The sequence below is a fragment of the Pseudomonas sp. GD03858 genome (assembly GCF_029840925.1).
GTDB lineage: Bacteria > Pseudomonadota > Gammaproteobacteria > Pseudomonadales > Pseudomonadaceae > Aquipseudomonas.
This window is the reverse complement of the sequence record NZ_JAOCDM010000003.1, coordinates 85,005-109,372: the sequence shown is the minus strand read 5'-3', so window position 1 is coordinate 109,372 and position 24,368 is coordinate 85,005. Positions and strand designations below refer to the sequence as shown.

The 24,368-nt window shown below is 65.6% G+C and carries 17 protein-coding genes and 1 pseudogene; 13 read left to right on the top strand and 5 right to left on the bottom strand.

Translation table 11 applies throughout. From position 1 onward, the window contains the following. Positions 1 to 44: 44 nt before the first annotated feature. Positions 45 to 2,237 carry an OsmC domain/YcaO domain-containing protein gene (locus N5D48_RS02020; RefSeq protein WP_279880522.1) on the bottom strand — a complete coding sequence of 731 codons (2,193 nt, stop codon included), beginning with the start codon at positions 2,235 to 2,237 and terminating at the stop codon, positions 45 to 47. A gap of 862 nt (positions 2,238 to 3,099) precedes the next feature. Here N5D48_RS02020 and N5D48_RS02015 point away from each other — a divergent pair. Both N5D48_RS02015 and N5D48_RS02010 read left to right on the top strand, forming a co-directional pair. Continuing rightward, on the top strand, positions 3,100 to 3,588 hold the full coding sequence (locus tag N5D48_RS02015) for a sigma-70 family RNA polymerase sigma factor (RefSeq protein ID WP_279880521.1): 489 nt from the start codon (positions 3,100 to 3,102) through the stop codon (positions 3,586 to 3,588). Continuing rightward, a complete protein-coding gene (locus tag N5D48_RS02010; RefSeq protein WP_279880519.1) occupies positions 3,585 to 4,523 on the top strand; it encodes a FecR domain-containing protein in 939 nt (312 codons plus the stop codon). The genes N5D48_RS02015 and N5D48_RS02010 overlap by 4 nt, the downstream gene beginning before the upstream one ends. Before the next feature lie 133 nt (positions 4,524 to 4,656). On the opposite strand, the gene N5D48_RS02005 is transcribed toward N5D48_RS02010, so the two are convergent. The 3 genes from N5D48_RS02005 to N5D48_RS01995 are packed head-to-tail and all read right to left on the bottom strand — an operon-like array spanning position 4,657 to position 11,954. Beyond that, positions 4,657 to 7,470 carry a M16 family metallopeptidase gene (locus N5D48_RS02005; RefSeq protein ID WP_279880518.1) on the bottom strand — a complete coding sequence of 938 codons (2,814 nt, stop codon included), beginning with the start codon at positions 7,468 to 7,470 and terminating at the stop codon, positions 4,657 to 4,659. Next, complete coding sequence (locus N5D48_RS02000; RefSeq protein WP_279880516.1) at positions 7,460 to 9,157, bottom strand: ABC transporter ATP-binding protein/permease; 1,698 nt, start codon at positions 9,155 to 9,157, stop codon at positions 7,460 to 7,462. Before N5D48_RS02000 ends, N5D48_RS02005 begins: the two co-directional genes overlap by 11 nt. A gap of 16 nt (positions 9,158 to 9,173) precedes the next feature. Further along, positions 9,174 to 11,954 carry a TonB-dependent receptor gene (locus N5D48_RS01995; RefSeq protein ID WP_279880514.1) on the bottom strand — a complete coding sequence of 927 codons (2,781 nt, stop codon included), beginning with the start codon at positions 11,952 to 11,954 and terminating at the stop codon, positions 9,174 to 9,176. A gap of 245 nt (positions 11,955 to 12,199) precedes the next feature. On the opposite strand from N5D48_RS01995, the gene N5D48_RS01990 reads away from it, so the two are divergent. The 11 genes and pseudogenes from N5D48_RS01990 to N5D48_RS01940 all read left to right on the top strand — a co-directional run bounded on the left by N5D48_RS01990 (position 12,200) and on the right by N5D48_RS01940 (position 22,782). Continuing rightward, positions 12,200 to 13,411 (top strand): MFS transporter, encoded by a 1,212-nt coding sequence (locus N5D48_RS01990; RefSeq protein WP_279880512.1) that lies wholly within the window; start codon positions 12,200 to 12,202, stop codon positions 13,409 to 13,411. Between the two features lie 146 nt (positions 13,412 to 13,557). Next, positions 13,558 to 14,481 carry a LysR substrate-binding domain-containing protein gene (locus N5D48_RS01985; protein WP_279880510.1) on the top strand — a complete coding sequence of 308 codons (924 nt, stop codon included), beginning with the start codon at positions 13,558 to 13,560 and terminating at the stop codon, positions 14,479 to 14,481. 158 nt (positions 14,482 to 14,639) lie between these two features. Further along, positions 14,640 to 15,503: a sensor domain-containing diguanylate cyclase gene (locus N5D48_RS01980; protein WP_279880508.1), complete on the top strand. Its 864-nt coding sequence runs from the start codon at positions 14,640 to 14,642 to the stop codon at positions 15,501 to 15,503. Between the two features lie 184 nt (positions 15,504 to 15,687). After that, a complete protein-coding gene (locus tag N5D48_RS01975) occupies positions 15,688 to 16,059 on the top strand; it encodes a hypothetical protein (RefSeq protein ID WP_279880507.1) in 372 nt (123 codons plus the stop codon). 123 nt (positions 16,060 to 16,182) lie between these two features. Next, on the top strand, positions 16,183 to 18,465 hold the full coding sequence (locus N5D48_RS01970) for an AAA family ATPase (protein WP_279880505.1): 2,283 nt from the start codon (positions 16,183 to 16,185) through the stop codon (positions 18,463 to 18,465). Continuing rightward, positions 18,462 to 19,232: a hypothetical protein gene (locus tag N5D48_RS01965; protein WP_279880502.1), complete on the top strand. Its 771-nt coding sequence runs from the start codon at positions 18,462 to 18,464 to the stop codon at positions 19,230 to 19,232. The genes N5D48_RS01970 and N5D48_RS01965 overlap by 4 nt, the downstream gene beginning before the upstream one ends. A 188-nt stretch (positions 19,233 to 19,420) precedes the next feature. Next, positions 19,421 to 19,759, top strand: coding sequence for a hypothetical protein (locus N5D48_RS01960; protein WP_279880499.1), 339 nt, complete (start codon positions 19,421 to 19,423; stop codon positions 19,757 to 19,759). Further along, a complete protein-coding gene (locus tag N5D48_RS01955; protein WP_279880497.1) occupies positions 19,756 to 20,412 on the top strand; it encodes an HD domain-containing protein in 657 nt (218 codons plus the stop codon). Before N5D48_RS01960 ends, N5D48_RS01955 begins: the two co-directional genes overlap by 4 nt. A gap of 107 nt (positions 20,413 to 20,519) precedes the next feature. After that, positions 20,520 to 21,689 carry a MerR family transcriptional regulator gene (locus N5D48_RS01950; RefSeq protein WP_279880495.1) on the top strand — a complete coding sequence of 390 codons (1,170 nt, stop codon included), beginning with the start codon at positions 20,520 to 20,522 and terminating at the stop codon, positions 21,687 to 21,689. Positions 21,690 to 21,714: 25 nt separating this feature from the next. Further along, positions 21,715 to 22,275 (top strand): annotated as a pseudogene (locus tag N5D48_RS01945) (HD domain-containing protein); the annotation flags it as partial. Between the two features lie 6 nt (positions 22,276 to 22,281). Further along, positions 22,282 to 22,782 carry an N-acetyltransferase gene (locus tag N5D48_RS01940; RefSeq protein ID WP_279880544.1) on the top strand — a complete coding sequence of 167 codons (501 nt, stop codon included), beginning with the start codon at positions 22,282 to 22,284 and terminating at the stop codon, positions 22,780 to 22,782. Between the two features lie 145 nt (positions 22,783 to 22,927). Here N5D48_RS01940 and N5D48_RS01935 read toward each other — a convergent pair whose 3' ends face one another. Then, on the bottom strand, positions 22,928 to 24,160 hold the full coding sequence (locus N5D48_RS01935; RefSeq protein WP_279880494.1) for a DUF1835 domain-containing protein: 1,233 nt from the start codon (positions 24,158 to 24,160) through the stop codon (positions 22,928 to 22,930). Positions 24,161 to 24,368 lie beyond the last annotated feature (208 nt).

Here is a 24,368-nt window from a genome sequence, read left to right as displayed (position 1 = left end):
AGGGTCGCCAAGCGACCCTTTTTCCCGACTCGAAGCGGCTCGGCTCAGAGCCCTGCCGCGCGAGCCCGCGCGGCGTGCAGCTTCTTGTAGCTGTCCACCAGGCGCAGGTGGCGGTCCAGCCCTTCGAGCTGCATGCTGGTCGGCGTCAGCCCATGGAAGCGCACGCTGCCCTCGACCGAGCCCAGCACCGCGTCCATCCGCTCGTTGCCGAACATGCGGCGGAAGTTGGCCTCGTAGTCGGCCATCTCCAGCTCATCGTCCAGCACCACCTCGAGCACCACGTTCAGCGCCTGGTAGAACAGCCCGCGCTCGACCGTGTTGTCGTTGAACTGCAGGAACATCTCGACCAGCTCCTTGGCCTCCTCGAAGCGCTGCAACGCCAGGTGGATCAGCAGCTTCAACTCGAGGATGGTCAGCTGGCCCCACACCGTGTTGTCGTCGAACTCGACGCCGATCAGCGTGGTGATGGTGGTGTAGTCATCCACCTCGGCATTGTCCAGGCGCTTGAGCAGCAGCTTCAGCGAACGGTTGTCCAGCTTGTGCAGGTTGAGGATGTCGGCACGGAACCCCAAGGCGCGGTTGGTGTTGTCCCAGATCAGGTCCTCGACCGGGTAGATCTCCGAATAGCCCGGCACCAGGATGCGGCAGGCGGTGGCGCCGAGGTCGTCGTAGACGGCCATGTACACCTCCTTGCCCAGGTCCTCGAGAATGCCGAACAGGGTGGCGGCCTCCTGTACGTTGGAGTCCTCGCCATGACCGCTGAAGTCCCACTCGACGAACTCGAAGTCGGCCTTGGCGCCGAAGAAGCGCCACGACACCACGCCGCTGGAGTCGATGAAATGCTCGACGAAGTTGTTCGGCTCGGTCAGCGCGAGGCTGTCGAAGGTCGGCTGCGGCAGGTCGTTCAGGCCCTCGAAGCTGCGGCCCTGGAGCAGTTCGGTGAGGCTGCGCTCCAGCGCCACCTCGAAGCTCGGGTGGGCGCCGAACGAGGCGAACACACCGCCTGTGCGCGGGTTCATCAGGGTCACGCACATCACCGGGAACTCACCGCCCAGCGACGCGTCCTTGACCAGCACCGGGAAGCCCTGTTCCTCCAGCCCCTGGATGCCGGCGACAATGCCTGGGTACTTGGCCAGCACCTCCTGCGGCACGTCCGGCAGGCACAGCTCGCCCTCGAGGATCTCGCGCTTGACCGCCCGCTCGAAAATCTCCGACAGGCACTGCACCTGCGCCTCGGCGAGGGTGTTGCCGGCGCTCATGCCGTTGCTCAGGTACAGGTTCTCGATCAGGTTGGACGGGAAGTACACCGTCTCGCCGTCCGACTGGCGCACGAACGGCAGCGAGCAGATGCCACGCTCCTTGTTGCCCGAGTTGGTGTCGTACAGGTGCGAGCCGCGCAGCTCGCCGTCGGGGTTGAAGATCTCCAGGCAGTGTTCATCGAGGATCTCGGTCGGCAGCGCGTCCTTCGGTCCTGGCTTGAACCACTGCTCGTTGGGGTAGTGCACGAACGGCGCGTTGGCGATGTCCTCGCCCCAGAACTGGTCGTTGTAGAAGAAGTTGCAGTTCAGCCGCTCGATGAATTCGCCCAGCGCCGAGGCCAGCGCGGCCTCCTTGGTGGCGCCCTTGCCGTTGGTGAAGCACATCGGCGACTGCGCATCGCGCACATGCAGCGACCAGACGTTGGGCACGATGTTGCGCCACGAGGCGATCTCGATCTTCATCCCCAGGCCGGCAAGGATCGCCGACATGTTGGCGATGGTCTGCTCCAGCGGCAGGTCCTTGCCGGGGATGTAGGTGGTGCTGTCGGACACCGGCATCAGCAGCGCCTGGGCGTCGGCGTCGAGGTTGTCGACCTCTTCGATGATGAACTCGGGACCGGTCTGCACCACCTTCTTCACGGTGCAGCGGTCGATGGAGCGCAGGATGCCCTGGCGGTCCTTCTCGGAGATATCCTCGGGCAGCTCGACCTGGATCTTGAAGATCTGGTTGTAGCGGTTCTCGGGGTCGACGATGTTGTTCTGCGACAGGCGGATGTTTTCCGTGGGGATGTCGCGGGTCTGGCAGTACAGCTTGACGAAGTACGCCGCGCACAGGGCCGAAGAAGCCAGGAAGTAGTCGAACGGCCCCGGGGCCGAGCCGTCGCCTTTGTAGCGAATCGGCTGGTCGGCGATCACCGTGAAGTCGTCGAACTTGGCTTCGAGACGGAGGTTGTCGAGAAAATTGACCTTGATTTCCATGCGCAGGGGTACCAGAAAACGGGCGGGAACGAATAAATGGCGGGCATTATCCGGGATTTTTGCCGGTAAGTGTTGCTTCACCGCCCGGCGTGACTGCGGCCACGGCTCGCCGTTGAGCCGGGAGAAGGGGATGCTCCGGATTCTTCTGAGGCCCTAGGTGCTCGCCGGAAGTGTTGTAGCGCTTACAAGATCGAGCGCCGCCCGCGCGGCGCATCGCGACGCAAGGCCGCTCCTACATCTGTTTCGGGCCAGTCAATCCTGTGCCATCACCTGGTCCGCCTTGTTGACCCGACGCGGTTTCAGCGTGGGCACCACCGCCGCTCCACCTGTCTCAAGACATGCGCCAAGGCAGGCAACCATGGCCTGACAGGTTCGGCACGTTGCAACAGATGTAGGAGCGGCCTTGCGTCGCGATGCGCCGCGCGGGCGGCGCTCGATCTGATAGGCGCTGCAAAAACATCGGCGAACACCTGGTGGCCCTCACCGAATATCCCGACATGCACCTAGCCGCCCTCACGCGATCTCAGCCAACAATCAAAGCCAGGTGCCAGACGAAGGCCTTGTAGCGCCTATCAGATCGAGCGCCGCCCACGCGGCGCATCGCGACGCAAGGCCGCTCCTACATCTGTTTCGGGCCAGTCAATCCTGTGCCATTACCTGGTCCGCCTTGTTGGCCCGGCGCGGTTTCAGCGTAGGCACCACTGCCGCCCCACCTGTCTTGAGGCATGCACCAAGGCGGACAGCGGTCCCCTCACAGGCATAACTGGCCCGAAACAAATGTGGGAGCGACAGCAGGAAGGCTAATGGCACAATGATTCACAAATGATTATCATTAGCCTTTATTTCGCATGTCGACTCTCCCATGAACTCCAACGATGTCGTCGCCAACCTCTACCAGGCGCACAACAGCTGGCTGAAAAGCTGGCTGCAACGGCGCCTGGGCTGCTCCAGCGAAGTCGCCGACCTGGCCCAGGACACCTTCGTCAAGGTACTGGGCCGCAACCTCGACGGCCTGCGCGAACCCCGCGCGTTCCTGCGCACCATTGCCCACGGCCTGCTGGTGGACAAGGTCCGGCGCAAGGAGCTGGAGCGCGCCTACCTGGCCACCCTGCAGACACTGCCCGAGGCGCTGGCGCCCTCCCCCGAGCTGACCTGCTCGCTGCTCGAAAGCCTGTACGCCCTCGACCGCCTGCTCGGCAGCCTGCCGCCCAAGGTGCGCCAGGCCTTCCTGCTGTGCCAGCTGGACGGCCTGAAGTACGCCGAGGCCGCCGAGCGCCTCGGGGTGACCGTGAGTTCGGTGAAGAAATACATGCGCACCGCCTTGCTGCACTGCCTGGAACTGGAGGCATGAGCGACAGACAGTCGAGCCTGGACAGCGCGCTGGATTGGTACATCGAGCTGCGCGAAGCCCATGCCCAGGACCCCCGCCGCCAGCGCTGGCAAGCCTGGCTGGACGAGTCCGAGGCGAACCGCCAGGCCTGGCAGCGGGTGCAGGCGTTGCAGCAACGCTGGGCGGGCGACGACGGCAAGCTGTTGCTCTCGGCCTGGCGGGCGACACCGCACGCCACCTCACGGCGCGCCTTCGTCGGCAAGCTGTGCCTGTTGCTGGGTGGCACCGGTGCCCTGGCCTACACCGGCCAGCAGCTCGCCTGGCCGACACTCGACGCCGACCTGCGCACGGCCACCGGCGAACAGCGGCGCCTGGAACTGGACAACCAGCTGGTGCTCGACATCAATACCGCCAGCGCCCTGGACATCAAGGCCCGGCACCAGGACACGCTGATCGAGCTGCTGCGCGGCGAGATCATGGTCGACTCCCGCCAGGCCCTGCCGTTGTCCACCCAGGTACGCAGCGGCCAGGCACTGATCCAGGCCGGCCACGCGCGCTTTGCCGTACGCGCCCTGGACGACCAGCCAACACGCATCTCGGTATACCAGGGCCAGGTCGGCGTGCTGCTGGCCGATGGCGAGCACAGCGTGCCAGCAGGCCAACAACTGCTGCTGGGCGCCAGCCATCTGCAACGCGTGCCCTTGCCCCTGGCCTCCGATGCCTGGACTCGCGGCCTGCTGATCAGCGAAGGCATGCCCCTGGGCGAGTTCGTCCGGGAACTCGACCGCTACCGCCCCGGGATCCTGCGCTGCGACCCACAGGTGGCGCAACTGCGTATCTCCGGTTCGTTCGACCTGCATCAGCCCGAGCAGGTCCTGGCCACCCTGGGCCAGGTGCTGCCGGTGCAAGTGCGCTACCGTAGCCGCTACTGGGCGACAGTGGTGCCCGTCGCGTGAACTCGAATGTTCCCTCACCTCGAAAGCCCTGTACTGCCCCTGCGTGATCAACCGCCTGTGGGAGCAACTGTCTTGCTCAATTTTTAGAATCTGAGCAAGCTAGTTGTTCCCTCCGAAAGCCGACGCCCTGGTGCTATCCCTGTGGTCCCGCGACCTGCGGCGCCAGGACGAACTGCTTGGGATTGCGCCCCAGCCACTGCGCCGCCAGGCGGTTGACCGTCTGCAGGTCGAGCGCACGCAGCCGTTCGGGCTCGCTGGCCAGACTGGCAAAATCGTCATCGACCATGGCCACCTGCAGCAACGCCTCGCTCCAGTACAGCGCGCTGCGACGCTGCTGGCGCTGGTCGTTGAGCAGCGCCTGACGGGCCTGCTGCAGTTCGCCGGCACTGATGCCGGCATCGGCGATCCGCTGGATGACATCACGGGCCTGGGCGGCCAGCGCCTCGGCCCGCTCGGGAGCGGCGGTGAAGTTGAGCCGCGCCAGGTAATAGGACGACGGAAGGCGCGTGAGCAACTGGGAGAAGCCGATGGCATAGACCCCCGAAGCCTGCTCGCGGATCGCCTGGCGCAAGCGCAGGCTGGCGACCTGATCCAGCAGTTGCAGGGCCAGCACATCGTCGCCACGCCACTGCGCGGGACTGCTGTAGAGCACGCTGACCATGCTTTTCGGGCTGCTCGACCAGGGGTAGGTTTCATCCATGACGCGATGCAACGGACGCACGCCCCGGTCCTGCCAGTGCGGGCGCACGCTGTCGGCAAGCGGCAGGCCGGCGACCCAGGTCCGAGTGAGCGCGCGCAACTGCGTCAGGTCCGCAGGCCCTGCGATCACCAGGGTCATGCCTGGGCGCACGGAGAACAGCTCGCCATGCACGCGAGCCAGCTGCGCCACATCGAAGTGCCGCCATGGCCCTTGCGCATCGCTGACCATGCGCTGGCCATTGGCATAGGCATCGCGGTTGATCGCGTCCATGTAACGCCGCTCGGCCGGCTGGTGTCGCAGGCCCTCGGCCATGCTTTGGCGCATCTGCGCCAACGGCGCGGCGTCGAACCGGGCGGCCGTCAGCTTGAGGTTCAGCAACTTGAACAGTGTCTCCAGCTGGTCCGCCGGCGCCGTGCCGCGCAGGCCATGGAACAGGCTGTCGCTGAACGGCTGCACACGCACGCCGTGACGGTCGCCCAGCCGTGTCAGCTGGCGTGGCGAGTAGGCACCATAGCCGCTGCGCTCGGCGAGCTGGATGGCCCAGTGCTGCTGCCCGGCCTGGTCGTCGGGCTCCAGCGAGCTGCCCCCGGCCTGGCGCAGCTCGAGGCGCACGTTGTCCTGCAGGCTGGGGTCGGTCTTGACGATGACCCGGATACCGTTGCCCAGGCGCCACTGCTGCGCACCCACTTCGGCCAGGTCCGGCAAATCGTCCAGGCGGCCGGACGCGGGCGCCGCCAGGGCCAACTCCTGGGTCTCTGCCTGCAAGGCGAAGCGCTCCAGCTGGCTGGCCTGCACACGCTGCCACACGGCCTGGAAACGGGCGTCGTCGAAACGCCCGGCATCGCTGTCCGGGCCAATTACCGCCAAGCGCGGCGAAGCCTGTTGCAGCAGCTCGGCGACCGCCGCGCGCAGATGGTCGACGCCGATGCGCGGCAACCAGGCTTCGGTCAGGGCCAGTTGCTGGCGCTTGTCGAACATCGGCATGCGGTACTCCAGCGCATCGGCCAGGCCATCGGCCAGCACGGCATGCCCGTAGCGCTGCTGCCCGGCGGCCTGACCCTGCAGTTTTTCCAGCAAGCGGCGCTTGGCCGAGGCCAGCTCGCTGGCCGTCACCGGCTGGACGGCCAGGCGCCGCACTTCGCTGAGCAGCCGCTCGGCGGCGCCCGGCAGGTCGTCATCGCGCAGGCTCGCCATGAACAGGTACTGGGCACGACGGGCATCGAGCAGGCTGGAACGCTCGGCGGTGCCGGCACTGGCGAAGCCACCCTGTTCGACCAGCAGGTCGAGGCGCTCGTCGAGCACGCCGAGCCACAAGGCATCGATCAAGTCCCGCCACTGGCCGTTCTGGGTGTCGAGCGAGGCCGGCAGGTCGCGCTGCAAGGCGAACTGCAACAGCCGCTGGCCTTGCTCGCCGTCGAACACCTGGGCCACGCGCAGCGTGGTGTCGCCATGGAAGCGCGGCGCCGCCGGGTTGACGGCCTGGCCACGCGGCTGGGTGGCAAACGCCTGGTCAATCGCTTCGCGCACCTTGCCCTCGTCGAAGCTGCCGACCAGCACCAGGGTCATGCGCTGGGGCTGGTAGCCGTCACGGTAGAAGGCCACTGCCTGCTCCAGCGGCGCATGGCGAATGATCGCCAGGTCGCCGATGGGGTCGCGCCGCGCATAATCACTGTCGGCATAGCGCAGCCTCTCGAGCTGCTGGTTGATGCGCTGGCCGACACCCTGGCGCAGGCGCCACTCCTCGACGATCACCTCGCGCTCGGCTTCGAAGGCCGCCGGGTCGAAGCTGACCTGCCCAGCCCAATCGGCCATCACACGCAGGGCCAGGTCGGTCTGGCCGTCGGGCAACGACAGCTTGTACAGGGTGCTGTTGAAACGGGTCGCGGCATTGATGTCCGGCCCCAGGCTGATGCCCTCGCGCTCCAGCGCCTGCAACCCGGCCTGTCCGGGGAAATGCCGCGTACCCTTGAACGCCATGTGCTCGACGAAGTGCGCCAGGCCACGCTGCTGCGCCGTTTCCTGCATCGAGCCAGTGGCCACCAGCAGACGCAGTTCGACGCCCGGCTCCGGGCGTGGCAGCAGCAGGACGCGCAGGCCGTTGTCCAGCCGATAGTCGCGAAGGCCGGGGCGCACCGGCAGCTCGCCGACGGCGCTGACGGTCGCGGCGCTATCGGTGTTGTCGGACGACGTGACGGTACAGGCCGCCAGGCACAGCATGCTGGCCAGTAACAGTGTTCTAGAGAGCATCGACGGGGAGTTCCTTGACGGCGGATTGAGGCACGCCCAGCTCGATCACGGTGTCGGCCAGGGCGGCAAGGTGAGGCTGGTGACTGACCAGCAGGATGGCACTGTCAGGCAAGCGTTCACGCAGCAGCGACAGCAGTTCGCTGGCTGTCTGCGGATCGAGGGCCGAGGTGATCTCGTCCAGCAGCAGTAACCGTGGCTGGTTGAGCAGCAGGCGGGCGAACAGCAACCGTTGCCGTTCGCCGCCCGATAGCCGTTGGTTCCAATCGGCGCGCTGCCACGCCCGCCCGGCCCATTCGCCCAGCCCGACATCGGCCAATGCCTGCACGAGCTGCGCCTCAGGGAAATCCGCCGCCGGCCGTGGGTAGGCCAACAGCTCGGCCAGCGGTTCGTCGGCCAGGTAGGCTTGCTGGGGTATCCAGAAGGCCTCTTCACGTCGCATCAGACGCCCGCTGTAGTGCGGCCAGAAACCGGCCAGCGTGCGCAACAAGGTCGATTTGCCCACGCCGGAACGCCCATGCAACAGGGTCAGGCTGCCGGGGCGCAGGCCCAGTGCCAACGGCGCCAGCAAAGGGTCGTCATCGGCTTGGCGCACGCTCAGATGCGCCTCCAGCAGGACGCTCGTGCGCGGCGCGAGCGGCGCTGTTGCCCGGTCGGCCTCGAGCAGGCGGACGAACCCATGCAGACGCTCCACGCAAGCCGACCACAGCGCGATATCGCGATAGGCGTGGATGAACCAGCTCAGCGAACCCGAAACCTGGCCGAACGCCGACTGGATACGCATCAGCCCGCCCAGCTGCAACTGCCCCGCCAGGAAGGCCGGCAAGGCGAAGAAGAACGGTGCGATGATGGTCACCTGCTTGTAGCCGACCGTGAAGAACGCCAGGTTGCGCTCCGCGCGCATCAGCCGGTACCAGTTGCCCACCACCTCGGCGAAGCGGCGCCCCAGGGCCCGGCGCTCACTGCCCTCGCCGTGCTGCCCGGCGATCGCCTCGGCGTGCCGCCGACGCAGGATCAGCGCTCCACGGTAATCGGCCTCGCGTTGTTGCTGCTGGTAGTTCAGCCGCTGCAGCGAGCCGCCGATCCACTGGGTCAGGCCGATGCCCAGCACCGTGTACAGCACGCACGCCCAGACCATGTAGCCAGGCAATCGATACTCGCTGCCCCACAGGCTGAAAGCGAAGCTGCCCGACAAGGCCCAGAGGATGGCGACGAAGGACACCAGGGTCACCAGCGCGCGGACGAACGACAGCAGCAGCTGCAAGCTCAGCTCGATCATCTGGCGGATGTCGTCGGCGATGCGCTGGTCCGGGTTGTCCGGTTCATGCCCTTGCAACTGCAGGCGGTAGTGACAGGCATCGGTGGCCAGCCAGCGCCCGACGACATGCTCGGTGAGCCAGGCGCGCCAGCGGATCAGCAGCTGCTTGCGCAGGTAGTCGGCGTACACCACCGACAGAATCATCGCCAGCGCCAGGCCCGCGAACTGGTACAGCAGGCGGTACAACGCAGGGCCATCGACAGCTTGCAGGGCGTTGTAGAAGGCGCCGTTCCATTCGTTCAGGCGCACGTTCAGCCACACCCCGAACAGGGTCAGGCCAAGCACCGTGGCCAGCAGCCCCCAGGCCGGCCAGGCCTGGCGCGAACACCAGAATGGCCGGGTGACGACCCAGAACTGACGCAGCCGGTTCATCGACGGCGCCCGCGGCTCAGAAGTCATAGGACAGCCCCAGCCACAGTTGACGTCCCGGCTGGTAGACCTTGTAGGTGCCGCCGCGCCAATTCAGGGTGTCGCTCTGGTTGCGGGTATTGAACAGGTTGCTGACCTCGGCGGTGAAGCCCAGCCCACCGGCGAACGCCGGCTTCCATTGCAGGCTGGTGTCCCAGCGCCACAGCGAGCCGATGCGCGCCGAGCTGTACTTGCGCACCCGCAGGCCGCTGTCGGGCAGCGTGTAGTAGCCGTCGGCATCGGTGTCGTGCTTGTAGACCTGGTCGCGGCTGCTCTCGAACGTCACCCGATTGAACAGCGACAATCCTTGCGCCTGCCAGCTCGCCTGCCAATCGAGGTTGAGCTTCCATGGCGCGTTGAAGTCGGTGGCGGGCAGGTCCCTGGCACTGATCACCTTGCCGTTGTACCAAGCCTTGTCCGGATCGAGCTTCATGCTCAGGTCGATGTCGCTGTAGCCCAGCTCCAGCGCGGTATCGCTACGGGTACGCTGCCAGGCCAGCGAGGCGCCGAAGAGGTGCTCGGCGCCCTGCCAGCGCAACGGCTCGAGCATGCTCACGCTCAGGTAGACGTTGTCGCTGTCGGTCCGGCTGTCGTTGGTGAACTGCTTGATGCTGCGCTTGCCGCTGTCGCGGCTGTCCGGGTACTTGGGCCGGCTGCGCACTTCGTCGCGGTGCTTGCGGTTGACGTACTGCAGCGACCACAGGCTGTTGCCCCAGCGCTGGCTGAGGCCGACCATCAGCTCGTCGCTGTACGGGGTCTTGAGGCCCTCGAGCCCCTCGTAGTCGGGGGTCGCGTCCCAACTGCCATCGCCGTTGTCGGTCAGGTCCAGGCAGCTGGGGTCGTAGTAGCAATGCTTGAGGCCGCCGTTCTGCGCACCATACAGGGCATAGGTCAGCATCGAGCTGCCGTAGTAGCGGTTGGCACCGGCCTTGAGCACGGTGTCGCCATTGCCCTGCACGTCCCACGAGACGGCCAGGCGCGGTGCCAGGTTGTTGCGCCCGACGAAGTCGTCGCGGTCCAGGCGCACGCCGGGGCGCACGGTCACCCGCCCCCACTCCACGGCATCCTCGGCGAACAAGTGGTAGCTGGTGTAGCGGGTGGAGGCGGAGCCGGCGAAGAACGCATCGACCTGCTGCAGGTTGTAGTAGTCCTGCATGCCGGTGAAGGTCGCCGAGTAATAGGTCTGGTCGCGCTTGAACTGGGCATCGACCTGATTGACCCCGGCCCCCACGGTCAGCTGGTGGCCCAGCACGCCGGTGCGCAGCTGATCGAAGGCGAACTGGCCGGACAGCTCGACGGTGTCCTGGTAGCTCTGCAGGCTGCCGGGACCGCCGTACTGGTAGTTCTTCGGGCTGCGCCAGTCGCTGAAGTCACGGACCATGATGCGAAAATCGGTGTCGCCGTCGCGCTCGTCGGTCATGTGCCGGTAGCTGGCCGAAAGGTCCAGGCGCCCAAGGTCGGTCAGTTGCTCGAGCTTGAGGATGCTGCCCAGGCCGTCGTGACGGCTGCGGTAGCCGGAGTCGGCGATGGTGTTCTGGAACATCTGCTCGTCATAGCCCGAGTACAGCACCGTCCAGTGCAGCGTGGTCTCGGGCGTGGCGTAGAGGCTGAACTTGGCCGAGAGGTTGTCGGACTGGCGGCGTTGCTGGCGATTGCGCGCGGGGTTGTCCGTGGCCACCAGCTCGTCGCCCGTGACGACGAACCCCTGCCCGCCCAGGTCGCGCATGGGGATCTTCGAATCGCGTCGCGAGACGCTGAGCACCACGCCGAGATTTTCCGCCAGCTGGGTTTCGGCCCAGGCGCCGTAATCGCTCTTCTGGTACTTGGGCTGAAAGCGCGCCGGGCGGTCGACGCTGTTGTTGGCGCTGTCGAAGTCCAGGCGGCTGTCGCTGAAGCTGCGGTTCCAGTCGGCGTCGCTGTGCCGGTAGTACACCCGTCCACCCTGCCCGCCGCGCCAGCTGCGCGAGGTGGCTTCGACAACGCCGCCGGTGAAGCCGCTGTAGCGTGCGGAAATGTTCGAGTCGTGCACTTCGAGGCTGTCGATCAGGCGGCTGTCGAGGTAGAAGCCCTGCTCGCTGGAGGTTCCCGAGGCCAGGGTTACGCCATTGCCGGGATCGACCGGATCAAGGTCGTTGTTCATGCGCATGCCGTCCAGGCTGAACAGGCCCTGGTAGGGCCGCGAACCATGGATGGAAATCGAGTCGGGCTTGATCTCGCCCTGGTTCAGGCCGCTCTGGCTGCTGTTGGAGAACTGCACCACCGGGTGGCTGCGCAACAGATCGGTGAGGTTGCTGTTGGCCTGCGGGCGTTTCTCGATCTGTTCGGCGGTGAGCGCGAACGGGTTGGAAAAACGCTGCTCGTCCTCGTTGTGCACGCTGTTGACGGTGGTCGGCTGCAGGCGCACGGCATCTTCAGCGCTGGCCTGGTCCCGACGGATCAGGTAGCCGTTGCCGGTAGCGATGGCGCTCAGGCCAGTTCCGCCCAACAACGCTTCCAGGGCGCCTGCGACGCTGTAGTGACCCTCCAGGCGCAGGGCCTGATGGCCGTCCACCAGGCGCGAATCATAGGCCAGGCGCACACCGCTGTGCTCGGCGAAACGCGTCAGGCTCTGGCCCAGCGGGCCGGCAGGAATGGCGAAGTAGCGGCGCTCGCCGGACTGCTCGCGGGAGGCCGGCGCATCATCGGCCAGGGCGCAGGGGACGGCTGCCAGGAGCATTGAAGCGCAGAGCAGTACCGGGAAACTCGAGGTATCGGAAGGCATCGATCGTGATCCGTGCAGGGCATTGTCGATCCCAGCGAACTGGGAATCATTATCGATTTGTTATGCCGAACAAGATCGCGAAAGGGACAATGGCCAACGCCCGCATCACCAACAACGCGCATTCAATCCCAGTAACAGCCGCACCATTGTGGAATTCAAGTAAACAATAGAGCGAATAATTGCCCGAGATAGGAATTTATCGCCTACATAGACTAGCGCGATCTACCTTGCCTGGATTGCCTGCCATGCCACACGCCCCCTCACCCGCTTCGGCGACGCCACGTCGCAGCGCCGGCTCCATCGCCCTGCTCGCCATCGCCGCCTTCGTGATCGTCACCACCGAGTTTCTGATCATCGGCCTGCTGCCTGCCCTGGCCCGCGACCTGGACATCTCCATTTCCGCCGCGGGCCAACTGGTCACCCTGTTCGCCTTCACCGTGATGCTGTTCGGCCCGCCCTTGACCGCCGCACTGGCGCATATCGAGCGCAAGCGCCTGTTCATGGTCATCATGCTGATCTTCGCCGTCGCCAACGCCCTGGCGGCCATGGCCCCGAACATCTGGGTGCTGAGCCTCGCCCGGTTCATCCCGGCGTTGCTGCTGCCGGTGTTCTGGGGCACCGCCAGCGAAACCGCCAGCCAACTGGTCGGCCCCCGGCAGGCGGGCCGCGCCGTGGCCCAGGTGTACCTGGGGATCGCCGCGGCCACCCTGTTCGGCATCCCGCTGGGCACCGTGTTCGCCAACCTGATCGGCTGGCGTGGCGCCTTCTGGGGGCTGGCCGCGCTATCGCTGCTGATGCTGGTGCTGCTGGCGCGTTACCTACCGCCCCTCGCCCGCTCCGAACGCAGCAGTATCGGCCAGCAGATGCGCATCCTGCGTGACGGTCGCTTCATCGGCAACATCGTGCTCTCGGTGGTGGTGTTCACCGCCATGTTCACCGCCTACACCTACCTGGCCGACATGCTCGAACGCCTGGCCGGCATCGCCCCGGTGGCGGTCGGCGGGTGGTTGATGGGGTTCGGCGCCATCGGCCTGGTCGGTAACTGGCTGGGGGGACACTGGGTCGACCGCAACCCGCTGGGCGCCACGGCACTGTTCGTGCTGGTCCTGGCCGCCGGCATGGCCCTGAGCATGCCTCTGGCCAGTTCGTCCGTTGGCCTGGCGCTGGCACTGGCCGTCTGGGGCATTGCCTATACCGCGCTGTACCCGGTGTGTCAGGTGCGGGTGATGAGAGCGGCCAGTCATGCCCAGGCCCTGGCGGGCACCCTGAACGTCTCGGCCGCCAATGCGGGCATCGGCCTGGGCGCCATCATCGGCGGCTACAGCATCGAAAAGACCGGCCTGGCCAGCATCGGCTACATCGCCGCCACGATAGCCCTGGCGGCGGCAGTGATCTGCCTGCTGCTGATCCAGCGTGAGGAACGCCGCGCCACCGATGCTGGGACGCTCCTGCGATGACCGAGCGAGGCGTATTTCGCCTGACGGCGAAGGCGCCACCTCGGTTTCGGCCCGCCGTGCTTGCTGCTACCCTGGCCGCCACCCCGCGCACTCAACGCATGCAGCGTGTATACCCACCTCGGGCGCGAAAGGTAGAAGGATTTTCAATGAGGCTCACCGAGCACCTCAAAGGCATCGAGGTTTTCGTCACCACGGCGGACGCCGGCAGCTTCACCGCCGCCGCCACGCAGCTCAATCTTTCGACCTCGGCCGTGAGCAAGGGCGTCGCCCGCCTCGAAGCACGCCTGGGGACTCGATTGTTCAGGCGCACCACCCGCAGCCTGGCCCTGACCGACAGCGGCGAGGCGTTCTACCGTACCTGCGCGCGCATCCTGGCCGAGCTCGAAGAAGCCGAAACGGTTCTGGCCGCACAGCGGCACGAACCTGCCGGGCGCCTGCGCATCGATGTGCCGGTGACCTTCGGCAAGCAACATGTACTGCCGTTGCTGCTGAATTTCACCGAACACAATCCGCGCCTGCGTCTGCATGCCTCGTTCACCGACCGCTTCGTCGACCTCATCGAGGAAGGGATCGACCTGGCGGTGCGTATCGGCAGCGTCGAGCAACTGCCCAACCTGCTGGCGCACCAGCAGCTCGGCCAGGAACGCCTGATCTTCTGCGCAGCGCCCCAGTACCTGGGCCAGCACCTGGACATCCAGCACAGCCATCAACTCGACCAGCTCGAGTGCATCATGTATGGCCGTGCCGATGGCAGTGTCAGCCCTTGGCTGTTCCGCGGTCCCGATGGCCAGATCGAGCGGCGCACCATGAACGGCAGGATCACCGTAGGCAGCGGTGAAGCCCAGGTGCAGGCGGTCAAGGGCGGCTACGGTATCGCGCAACTGGCGACCTGGATGATTGGTGACGAACTGCGCCGTGGCGAGCTGGTGGAAATCCTGCCGCACCTGGCAACGCCGGGGTTGCCGGTACACCTCATCTGGCCGCGCAGTCGGCAACTGCTGCCCAAGGTCGACCTTATGCTGCGTTTGCTTGCCCGCCATTTGACGCCGTTGCTTTTCGACCACGACTAACCGCAAAAGGCCACCACGGGGCGATTTCAACTGGCCCCGTAGTGCCCGCATACATCCATGTGTATGCTGGCCAGGCGCTGCGATCGGCCTTGCGGATCCGCCGCCGCCCTTCGCGATCGGGCCACGATCGAGCCATTTCGTAGCGGACGCCCTGCCCCATGCCCGTCGACCTGAACGCGCTCTACCCCAAGCTGATCCACCTGATGCTGGACACGGTGTTCGTGGTCGACCGGGACAACACCATCGTGTTCGTCAGCAACGCCTGCGAAGCCTTGCTCGGCTACCGCGCCGACGAGCTGACCGGCACGCCGATCACCCGCTACCTGCACCCCGACGATCTGGACAGCACACGGGCCTCGATCATCCGGGTGATGAACGGCCATGCGCACTTCGACTTTCGCAACCGCTATATCCGCAAGGATGGCGGTATCGTGCATATTCTCTGGGCGGCGTTCTGGTCCGACGAAGTGGGCGCGCGAATCGGCGTGGCACGCAACGTGACGGCGCTGACCGAGGCCGAGGAGGAACTGCGCTTTCTCGCCCATCACGACCCGCTGACCCGTCTGTGCAACCGCTCGCTGTTCAACGAGCGCCTGCAGGCGGCCCTGGGCACGGCGCAGCGCGAAGGGCAGGTGCTGGGCTTGCTGTTCCTGGACATCAACGACTTCAAGGGCATCAACGACGTGCATGGCCACGCGGCGGGAGACCGTGTGCTGTGTACCGTCGCCCGGCGCCTGCAGGGTTGCGTGCGGGCCAGCGACACGGTGGCCCGCATGGGCGGTGACGAATTCACCGTGCTGCTGCCGGCTCTCCCGTCGGCCAGCGCCGTGGCCGAAAAGGTGGCGCAGATTCTCGCCGTCATGGCCGAACCGTTGGGGGATGAGTTCGGCGCGATCCGCATGCCGTCGTGCAGCATCGGCGTGGCCTGCTACCCCATGGACGGTACCGACGCCGACACGTTGCTCAGCCTGGCGGACGACGATATGTACCGGCGCAAGCGCTGTCGCCCCAGGGCGGGATGATATGAGCAAAGACCAGCGGCTGGCGCCATGCCTGCCGAACGCAAGGCCCCCTGGATAGCGATCCGCGACCTGCCGCTCGCCAGAACTTTTTGCGCTTTGGCGGTCTATTGGTCAGCACGCCACAACGATGTCGCGCGCTCCTGTCGTCAGCGGTCCAATTGCCATCCAGAGGTTGCCCTTCACCATGAAACTGCCTGCCTCACGCCTGCTGATCGCCGGCCTGCTCGCGCTCGCGACGGCGCTGCCTGTCGCCGCCAAGCAGCTCAAGACCGTCAGTCCATCCTTCACCCCGGAACCTGCGGCCAGCAGGGCTGCGCCCTGGCCAAGCATGGCCGGCGAGCACGGCGGCCCATTGCTGGCCCATGACGATCGCTACCGTCACGATGATCGCTGGCATGACCGTCGGGACGACTGGCGGCGAGAGCAATGGCACCGTGAACAATGGCGCAGGGAGCAGCACCGCCGGGCGATGGAGCGACAACGCTACTGGGAACGCCATCATGATCGCGCGTGGCACCATCGCTACGAGGACGATCACCGCCGTTATCGTCGCTAATCCCCTGCCGGCATTGCCCCTTTTGCTGTCAGCCAGGTGGCGAACCCGAAAATGGCCACTCGCCACCACTCGATCCCTTGCGTAGACTTCTCTGCCAACTGAATCTGCTGGCATGTGACACCCATGGACGAAAGCATCATCTGGCTGGGCCGACTGTTGGCGCAGGCCAAGGAGCAACAGCTTCAAGGCAAGCGCCCCGACCAGGAGTTCGAGCAAGTCCTGCTGTACACCTTTGGGGCGCAGCTTGTCGACTGGACACGTGAACCGTGGTCCGGCGCCCTGATGCGCCAGGACAAGACGCTACCTCGGACCTCGACACTTCTGACCCGGACGCTGGTGGATGCCTGCAAGGCCAAGGCCTCGAAGACCACGCTCGATCTTTCCCGGGTGGAAGAGTGCGCGAACCTGTTGTCGAGTTGGGCCAGGCTCAGGCCACGGGAGGAGTGTCTGGCGCTCTTCGACACACTGTTCTATCGCATCATCGGTCGCGCGAAATTCAATCGACATCACGCGGATTTCGTCGCGCAACTGACCGCGGGCCTGGCGGGCAAGCGCGGTATCACCGACCTGTACGCCTACAACGGTGAGGCACTGATCAGGCACGGCAATCCATTGGCCGACAAAGACCAGCATGAAGTCAGGGATACAGGGGGCCCCTTCATGCACCTGATCCATCTGCGGCTCGCCGTGCAGGGCATTGGCTGCAAGCGCATCGATGACGCCGCAAAAGGCAATGCGGCGAACCTGGCCTTGCTGGACAACCCCGCTCTGCTTGCGCATCCCTTCACCCACTTGTTCTCACTTGCCGTCGATAACCGGTTCAGTGGCGAAACGCTGATGGTTTTTCAGGTCACCAAAGGTGCGGAGGACCCGGCACAGAAAGCTGTCAGGCGCCTGTTGAGCGAGCAGGACCTGCTGGAGGCAATCGTCGACTTCACCAGCTACAGCCATGCGGGTAAGACACGACCACACACCGCCTGGTTGTTGAACAGCGCCAAGCTGCGGGGTGGACAAACCCTGTGCATCGATACCCGTCAGACCCTCGAGCCTGTCAAAGGCGCCAACGTGCGTCACATTGCCGAGTTCGCTATCGCCATCCTTCAGAAGTGGCGATCCAACGACAGACCGAAGGCAGGCAACAAACACCAAGCGCTCGGCCCACTCAATGGTTTGTACGCTCAGTGGTTCGACCGCGGATACCAGGATATCGACGGCGTATGCCGAGTTGTCGAGACACGTCAGGCACTGAGATCCGCGGTCAGCAGCAAACGCGTTCCCCCGCGTAGTTCCTTGCCGAGCTTTTCGCTGCTCGACAACAGGCCCCTGACACGCCTGCTGGACGACACACGGGAAGTGCCCCTTTGCGTGTACATCATTGGCAACAACGGCGCGGGCAAGAGCTGGCTGCTGGCCTCGCTCATCAGCAGATTGAAAGAGCAGGACACGCCATGCTCGGCGATCGCCATCGGCCCACAGGACCGTTTCCCCCATTGGGCCAGGCAACTGGGCGACTACCGCTACCTGGGCGACAGGACCGAAAACGGCTACTCCGTGCCGGCCATCGAAGGCAAGCTCATCAGCCTCATGGTCGAGCTGCACAAGGACGAAGCCCGGGTAAGGACGCTCGACCATGTCATGGATCGGCTGGGCTTCAAGCATCAGACCTACCTCGTCCCGAAAAACGAACTGAACGATGTGCTCAACCCCCTGGCCTTGAGTGAGTCACTCCAGCCCTTCGGCCAGCACATCAAGCAAACCCGTGGAACCCGAGACAAGTCACTGGCTGTCGCCCGGCAAGGCAGCACGCAGTTGTTCCATTTCAGCGAGCTGAGTTCCGGAGAGCAGCAAGTGCTCGTGCTGTTCACCAAGATCATCGTGGCGGCGCAACCTGGCAGGGTCTTGCTGATCGACGAGCCAGAACTCAGTCTCCATGTGCATTGGCAACAATTGCTGCCGCAATTACTCGGTCTGATTGCCAGGGAACGCAGTGCACGGTTGATCGTCGCCACCCACTCGCCAACAGTGGTCGCCAATGCGCAAGACCCCATCGACCACTGCTTCCTGGCCAAGGACCAGCAGCTGACCGACATCGCCCCGGAACGTCGCCACTCGGTGGAAACCATCCTGCTCGAAGGCTTCGAGACCTACACCCCGCACAATCGCGAGATGCCTGAGCGCTGCGCCGCGTTGGTCGCTGACGCGATGCGCGCCATCAACCAGGAAAAAAGCGCCATGCGCGCGCGGCACAAGCAGCTCACCGACAAGCTCGGCGAGTTGCGCGACCTGATGAAAGCCTCAGGCGCGCTGCGTGATGATCGCTTCGAACGAGACGCTCAGCTGATTGACCAGGCACAAAGAGCCATCGAGGAAACCTTCAAGCTGGCGAAAAGGCAGAGCACCGTATGAACGCCAAGGCTCCGCCCGCCCCCACGGTGAAGTTCGGCCCGTACCTCACCAGAGCGCAACGACAGACGCTGCAACAACGCCAGCGATTCAGGGCGATGCGTAATCTGCAACGTGACGCCAAGGCCGGCGACACCAAGGTCTGGAAAAGATTGAGCAATGACCCCCTGCCGCATCACAAGTATTGGAAAGAGCTCATTCGCGACCGTCTCAAGGACGAACAAGAGCCGCGCTGCTGCTACTGCAAGCGATGGCTGCTTGCCTACGCCCATGCGACCCCCATCGAGCATGTGCTGCCCAGCAGCCGCTACCCGGCGCGGGCGCTACGGTTGCGCAACCTCGCATTGGCATGTCACGACTGCAACTATCTGAAGGGCGATAGCGACTGGAACGAGCACGCGGGGCCATACCGCTCATGCGACGGACTGGGTTTCTTTCATCCCCGGTACCATGCCTATGACGAGCACATCCAGTACATCCACTATGAAACCAATGACCTGGAATACATTGCCTATCAGGGCTTGACGACCCAGGGCCGCCATTTATGCCGGGCGCTGCTGAGCGATGTCGTGGGGAAAAAGCGACTGGTGGAGTACTTCCCCGGCCTGCGCAGCTGGACGCAAGCCGCCAGCAGTTTCGCTGCCACCCCCCAAGGGGCGAGTGAACGCCCGCAGCTGGACAGCTTTGCCAGGCTGCTGAGTCAGACGGTTACCGACCAATTGGCCGATGGCGCGAAGATCAGTGCGATGTGGGTACGCAAATCGCCGTAGAATGAGCGTCGCACGCCAGCCACCCGGCCTGTCCGACAGGCGCGAACCTGCCGGCGACACAACGCCGACGTCGGTCCGCGCCTCGACCGTTCGGCGACTTCACGTACAAACCTCGGAGCACCCTTGTGCTGCCTGGCAAAAGGTAAGACAGTAACCCACTGCCACTGCCAAGAAACGGAGATTCGCCCTTGAGTACCGATCGTCTGAGCCTGCTGCAATTCGAGCACCTCAGCCTGAGCCCCGCGGCCGCCGAACAGTTTGCCCTCGCACGCAAGGCGCTCGAGAGACTCTCGCTTTCCGAGAGCATCACCCATCATGTGGCGCACTACCTGGGCGACCTGGCCGAAGCGCAAGATGCACTGCAATTGGCTGAGGCCGTAGGCCTGGGCATCGGGTACATCTGGGAACTGCGCGCCGCCCGCGCCCTCAAGGTTTCCCAGGAGAAGGCGCTGCTGGAGGTCTTCAGGGAAGCCCGCGAGCGCGCCATTGCACTGGCTGAAAAGAACGCCCACGCCCGTCATTCATGACCCACACGCCTTTCTCCCCCTTGCAGCCCCTGGCGGACAGGCTGCTGGCCTGCCTGCCCGCCGCACCCGGCGACGGTTCCCATGACCTCTCTCACCTCCATCGGGTCTGGGCCAACGTCCGGCGGATCCAGGCCTGGGAGGGCGGCGACCTGGAGGTGCTGCTCGCCGCCACCGTGCTGCACGATTGCGTGGCGGTGGAGAAGAACTCACCGTTGCGCACCCAGGCGTCGAGTCTTTGCGCCGACAAGGCCGCCGAAATCCTCAGCGCCATGGGCTGGCCCGCGCCCCGCATCGAACAAGTGGCCCACGCGGTGAAAACCCACAGCTATTCGGCAGGTTTCGCGCCACAGACCCTGGAAGCGAAGATCCTCCAGGACAGCGACCGCCTCGACGCCATCGGCGCGGTGGGCATCGCGCGCTGTTTTTATGTGTCCGGGCGCCTGGGCTCGGCACTGTACGATCGCGACAACCCGGGCGCCCAGGGTCGCGACTATCAGGACAACACGTTCGCCATCGAGCACTTCCATGCCAAGCTGCTCAAGCTCGCCTCTGGCCTGCAGACCCGCGAAGGCGCCCGCCTGGCCGCGATCAGGCATGCACGGCTGGCATCGTTCGTCGACGACTTCATGGATGAGATCGGCGCCGCCGAGTAACGCCTGATCCACGGCACATGCACCCATGCCGATCGTCGTCACTTTCGCGCTTTACCTGTCTATAACTTCAGGGTTCATCATCGCCCCAGCGCATGAGGGGAGGACAGATGTATCGCATTTCCGAATTGGCAGCCAAGCTCGGCCTTGCCCGCTCCACGCTGCTCTACTACGAAAAGCTGGGGCTGCTATCGTCCCGGCGCCAGGCCAACGGCTATCGCCACTACAGCGAACAGGACCTGCAACAGCTGCGTCTGTTGCAGCAGCTGCAGGCCGGCGGTCTGAGCCTGAAGGAATGCCAGGCGTGCCTGCAGGGGCGCATGGACCGTTCCGTCCTGCTCGCCCGCCTGCATACCCTGGACGAGCAGATCGCCGCCCGGCAGCGCTCGCGTGACCTGCTCGCCGCCATGCTCGGCCTGTCGTCCATGCGCCCCTGGCACCAAGTGCTCGAACGGCAGGCCCCCGGGGCTCACCTGGCGTGGCTGCGCACCCAAGGATTCAGTGAAAAGCAGGCCCTGCGCCTGAAATGGTTATCCCGCGACATGAACGAACACGAACGCTACATGGCCGACTTCGAGCGTATCTTCGATGGCCTGCAACACCTCGGCCCCGGCTCGTCGCACGACTCGCTCGAAGCCCTGCGCGCCCTGCCCCGGGCACCGACCACACTGCTGGAAATCGGCTGTGGCCGTGGCGCCACCAGCGTGCTGCTGGCCGAGCACAGCCAAGCGCGCATCACCGCGCTGGACAATGACGAACACAGCCTCGGCTGCCTGCGGGCCACCCTCGCCGACAAAGGCCTGCAGGATCGCGTCACGCCGGTATGCGCGAGCATGACCCGCCTGCCGTTCGCCCAGCCGGGCTTCGACACGCTCTGGGCCGAGGGCTGCGCCTACATCATGGGCTTCGACAATGCCTTGAAGTACTGGCGGCCCTTCATCAAGCCACAGGGCTGCCTGGTGGTCAGCGACCTGGTGCGGGTGGCCGACAGGCTCGCCCCGCAAGCCGAGGCATTCTGGCAAGCCGGCTACCCGGACCTGCAGAGCGTCGACACGCGTCTGGCCAGCATCGCCCGGCTGGGCTATCGCACCTTGCTGCACTTCCCCTTGAGCCCGCAGGCCTGGGCCAACTACCTGGGGCCGCTGCGCGAACGCGTGTCCGCCCTGGCCGACGAAACGTTCGCCTCCCAGGCCCTGGCCGATATCAAACGCGAACTCGAGATCCACGAAAACCACCTGGGCGAGTACGGTTATCATCTGTTCGTCATGCAGACACGCTGAAACCGCCCCAGGACATGGAGTCACCATGAACATCGAAAAACTGCAGAACCGCCTGACCTTCCTGCGCCAGGCCGAACAACTCAAGAGCGTGATCCGCAGCGCCCATACCTCCACCGGTCGCGCCGAAAGCACCGCCGAGCACACCTGGCGACTATGCCTGATGGCCATCACCTTCGCCGACGAACTGGGCGAGCTGGACCTGCTCAAGGTGCTGAAAATGTGCCTGATCCACGACCTGGGCGAGGCGATCCATGGCGACGTGCCTGCCGTCAGCAAGCAGGGCTTCCCCGACAAGAGCCAGCAGGAGCGCGAAGACCTGCTGCACCTGATGGCGTCGCTGGACGCCACGCTGCGCGACGAAATCATGGCGCTGTGGGAAGACTACGAAGCCGCGACCTCGCCCGAAGCCCAGGCGGTAAAGGCCCTCGACAAGCTGGAAACCCTGCTGCAGCACAACCAGGGCCGCAACCCACCAGGCTTCGACTACGCCTTCAACCTGAACTACGGCAAGCGCTACACCGCCGCGACGCCGTTGTTCGAGGCCCTGCGCGGCCTGATCGACGCCGACACCCAAAGGCACCTCGACAATGGCATCGCCCTGCGCGACGAACGCCCGCAGGACAGCGCGGCCATCAGCCAGCTGACCGAAGCCGCCTTCGCCAACGTCGAGCACAGCAGCCACACCGAGCAGTTCATCGTCACGGCCCTGCGCCGGGCGGGCCAGCTCACGGTGTCGCTGGTGGCCGTGGCGGCCGACGCCGTGGTCGGCCACGTGGCGATCTCCCCGGTGACCCTGTCGTCAGGCACCGCTGGCTGGTACGGACTGGGGCCGGTCTCGGTGTCACCGCAGCGCCAGGGACAAGGCATCGGCTCGGCACTGGTCAACGCCGCGCTGGCCCGCTTGCACGCGCTGGGTGGCCGGGGCTGCGTGGTGCTGGGCGACCCGGGCTACTACAGCCGCTTCGGCTTCAAGGCCCATCCAGGCTTGACCTTGCCCGGAGTCCCCGCCGAGTACTTCCAGGCCCTGGCCTTCGCTGGCGATGTACCAGAGGGTTCGGTGCAGTACCACGCGGTATTCGAGGCCACGCAATAGCATTCGTCAAGGCCGTGCCAGAGTACTGCGGTGCCTGGCACCGGCTGCGCCGGTGTTCGCGGCTGAAGCCGCTCCCACAGAGTGGACTGCCAGATCGAGGAGTCTGAGCAAGACAGTTGCTCGGATCTCTCCCCAAGGGAGCGGATCACCGACGTTGCCACACCTGCCCTTGCGCGCCGACCACCCACGGCGCCTGCCCGGCATCGATGCGCACGCCGCCCACCCAACGCTCGGCAGGCCCCTGGTCCAGCCAGTTCGCCTGCCCTGCCAGTACCTGCTCGCCCAGCGCGGTCAGGCGCAGCGAGCGCTGCTGCCAGTGCTCGCCGGGGCTTTCGTGCAGCAGTGGGCGTGGCGTGTCGATCAACGGGCGCAGCAGCACATGGAACATCAGGTCGCCCAGGTACGGCAGCGGCTCGTCGCGCGTCATCAGCTCGCTGAACACGCGCCCGGCCGGCAACTCGCCGTATCGGGCAAGGATGCGCAGGCTCAGGCGCTCGGTCAGGCTCAGGCCGTCATCGGCCCCTGGCAGCTCCTGCAACTGGCGGGCGAGCGCGGCGCCAAGCAACGGCAGCGCCGTGTGTCGATGCGTGGCGAGCTCGGCCCAGGCCGACGGATCGGACGCTGTGTAGGCAGCCCAGGCCTGGCGCGCCAGGGCCAGGGCGTCCTCGCCCAAGGCCCGGCGTTGCGGCCATAGCCAGGCCAGCAGGTCCGGAGCGAGCTGGCCGATACCGACGAAACGCTCAACGCCCGGCACCCGGTCGACCTCGACCAGTTCCAGACGCCTGGGCAGCGCGGTCAGGCTGGCCAGCACACGCACGAGGAACAGCTGATCATAGGCATCCGCCTCGCACCACAGCACCATCTGGCTGTCGCCACTCAACTGCGCCAGTGCCGTGCGTTGCCGCGCCTGGCGCCGGGCCAGGTCGACGGGGTCGAGCTTGAACACGCGCTGCACGTAGGCGGTGCGTACACGCCAGTAGTCATCCTCCGGCAGGGCCGGCACGGGGCCCATCACCATGGGATCGTCGAACATCCAGAATGCCCCGGAGAATCCGGCGATACGCAGGCTGTGTTCGATGTCGTTGCCACAGCGCCAATGCTGCACCTGCGCCTGGTCATCGGCAGCGAAACCCGGATGGCGCGCGGCGAAGCTCACCGCGTCGGCATGCGCCTTGAGCTTCGGCCAGCTGGCGAAACCGGCCTGGCGGGCCACCAGCCACTGGGTATCGGCCAGACGGTAATCCGGGCCGTGCAGGCCCAGGGCGTGCAGTTGCGTGCGGGTATCGGGGTCCAGCGCCTTGAGCAGGCGCTTGGCGCGCTTGCGCAGCGCAGGCAGGTCGAGAAGGCCGTGGTGACGGGATGCATCGATGGCGGGCATGCCAACTCCTTGTGGGGCTCGGTCCGCCGACAAGCCGGGAGCTGGAATGGAATGAGGTGTTCAGAGCCTGGGGAACCCCTTTGCGCGGACCGCGGGCGCAGCGAACGCCTGAGGCCAGACTTTAGCGGCACACGGGGCGCGATGCAAACGATGTGCTCCGGCGCCTGCGGCCATCGTCTACCTGGACGCTTCGAACGCGCCTTTCCTT

What these genes read in the sequence shown, in the direction of transcription:
- N5D48_RS02020 (WP_279880522.1), bottom strand. Translation starts at nt 2,237, where the DNA reads ATGGAAATCAAGGTCAATTTTCTCGACAACCTCCGTCTCGAAGCCAAG.
- N5D48_RS02015 (WP_279880521.1), top strand. Translation starts at nt 3,100, where the DNA reads ATGAACTCCAACGATGTCGTCGCCAACCTCTACCAGGCGCACAACAGC.
- N5D48_RS02010 (WP_279880519.1), top strand. Translation starts at nt 3,585, where the DNA reads ATGAGCGACAGACAGTCGAGCCTGGACAGCGCGCTGGATTGGTACATC.
- N5D48_RS02005 (WP_279880518.1), bottom strand. Translation starts at nt 7,470, where the DNA reads ATGCTCTCTAGAACACTGTTACTGGCCAGCATGCTGTGCCTGGCGGCC.
- N5D48_RS02000 (WP_279880516.1), bottom strand. Translation starts at nt 9,157, where the DNA reads ATGAACCGGCTGCGTCAGTTCTGGGTCGTCACCCGGCCATTCTGGTGT.
- N5D48_RS01995 (WP_279880514.1), bottom strand. Translation starts at nt 11,954, where the DNA reads ATGCCTTCCGATACCTCGAGTTTCCCGGTACTGCTCTGCGCTTCAATG.
- N5D48_RS01990 (WP_279880512.1), top strand. Translation starts at nt 12,200, where the DNA reads ATGCCACACGCCCCCTCACCCGCTTCGGCGACGCCACGTCGCAGCGCC.
- N5D48_RS01985 (WP_279880510.1), top strand. Translation starts at nt 13,558, where the DNA reads ATGAGGCTCACCGAGCACCTCAAAGGCATCGAGGTTTTCGTCACCACG.
- N5D48_RS01980 (WP_279880508.1), top strand. Translation starts at nt 14,640, where the DNA reads ATGCCCGTCGACCTGAACGCGCTCTACCCCAAGCTGATCCACCTGATG.
- N5D48_RS01975 (WP_279880507.1), top strand. Translation starts at nt 15,688, where the DNA reads ATGAAACTGCCTGCCTCACGCCTGCTGATCGCCGGCCTGCTCGCGCTC.
- N5D48_RS01970 (WP_279880505.1), top strand. Translation starts at nt 16,183, where the DNA reads ATGGACGAAAGCATCATCTGGCTGGGCCGACTGTTGGCGCAGGCCAAG.
- N5D48_RS01965 (WP_279880502.1), top strand. Translation starts at nt 18,462, where the DNA reads ATGAACGCCAAGGCTCCGCCCGCCCCCACGGTGAAGTTCGGCCCGTAC.
- N5D48_RS01955 (WP_279880497.1), top strand. Translation starts at nt 19,756, where the DNA reads ATGACCCACACGCCTTTCTCCCCCTTGCAGCCCCTGGCGGACAGGCTG.
- N5D48_RS01950 (WP_279880495.1), top strand. Translation starts at nt 20,520, where the DNA reads ATGTATCGCATTTCCGAATTGGCAGCCAAGCTCGGCCTTGCCCGCTCC.
- N5D48_RS01935 (WP_279880494.1), bottom strand. Translation starts at nt 24,160, where the DNA reads ATGCCCGCCATCGATGCATCCCGTCACCACGGCCTTCTCGACCTGCCT.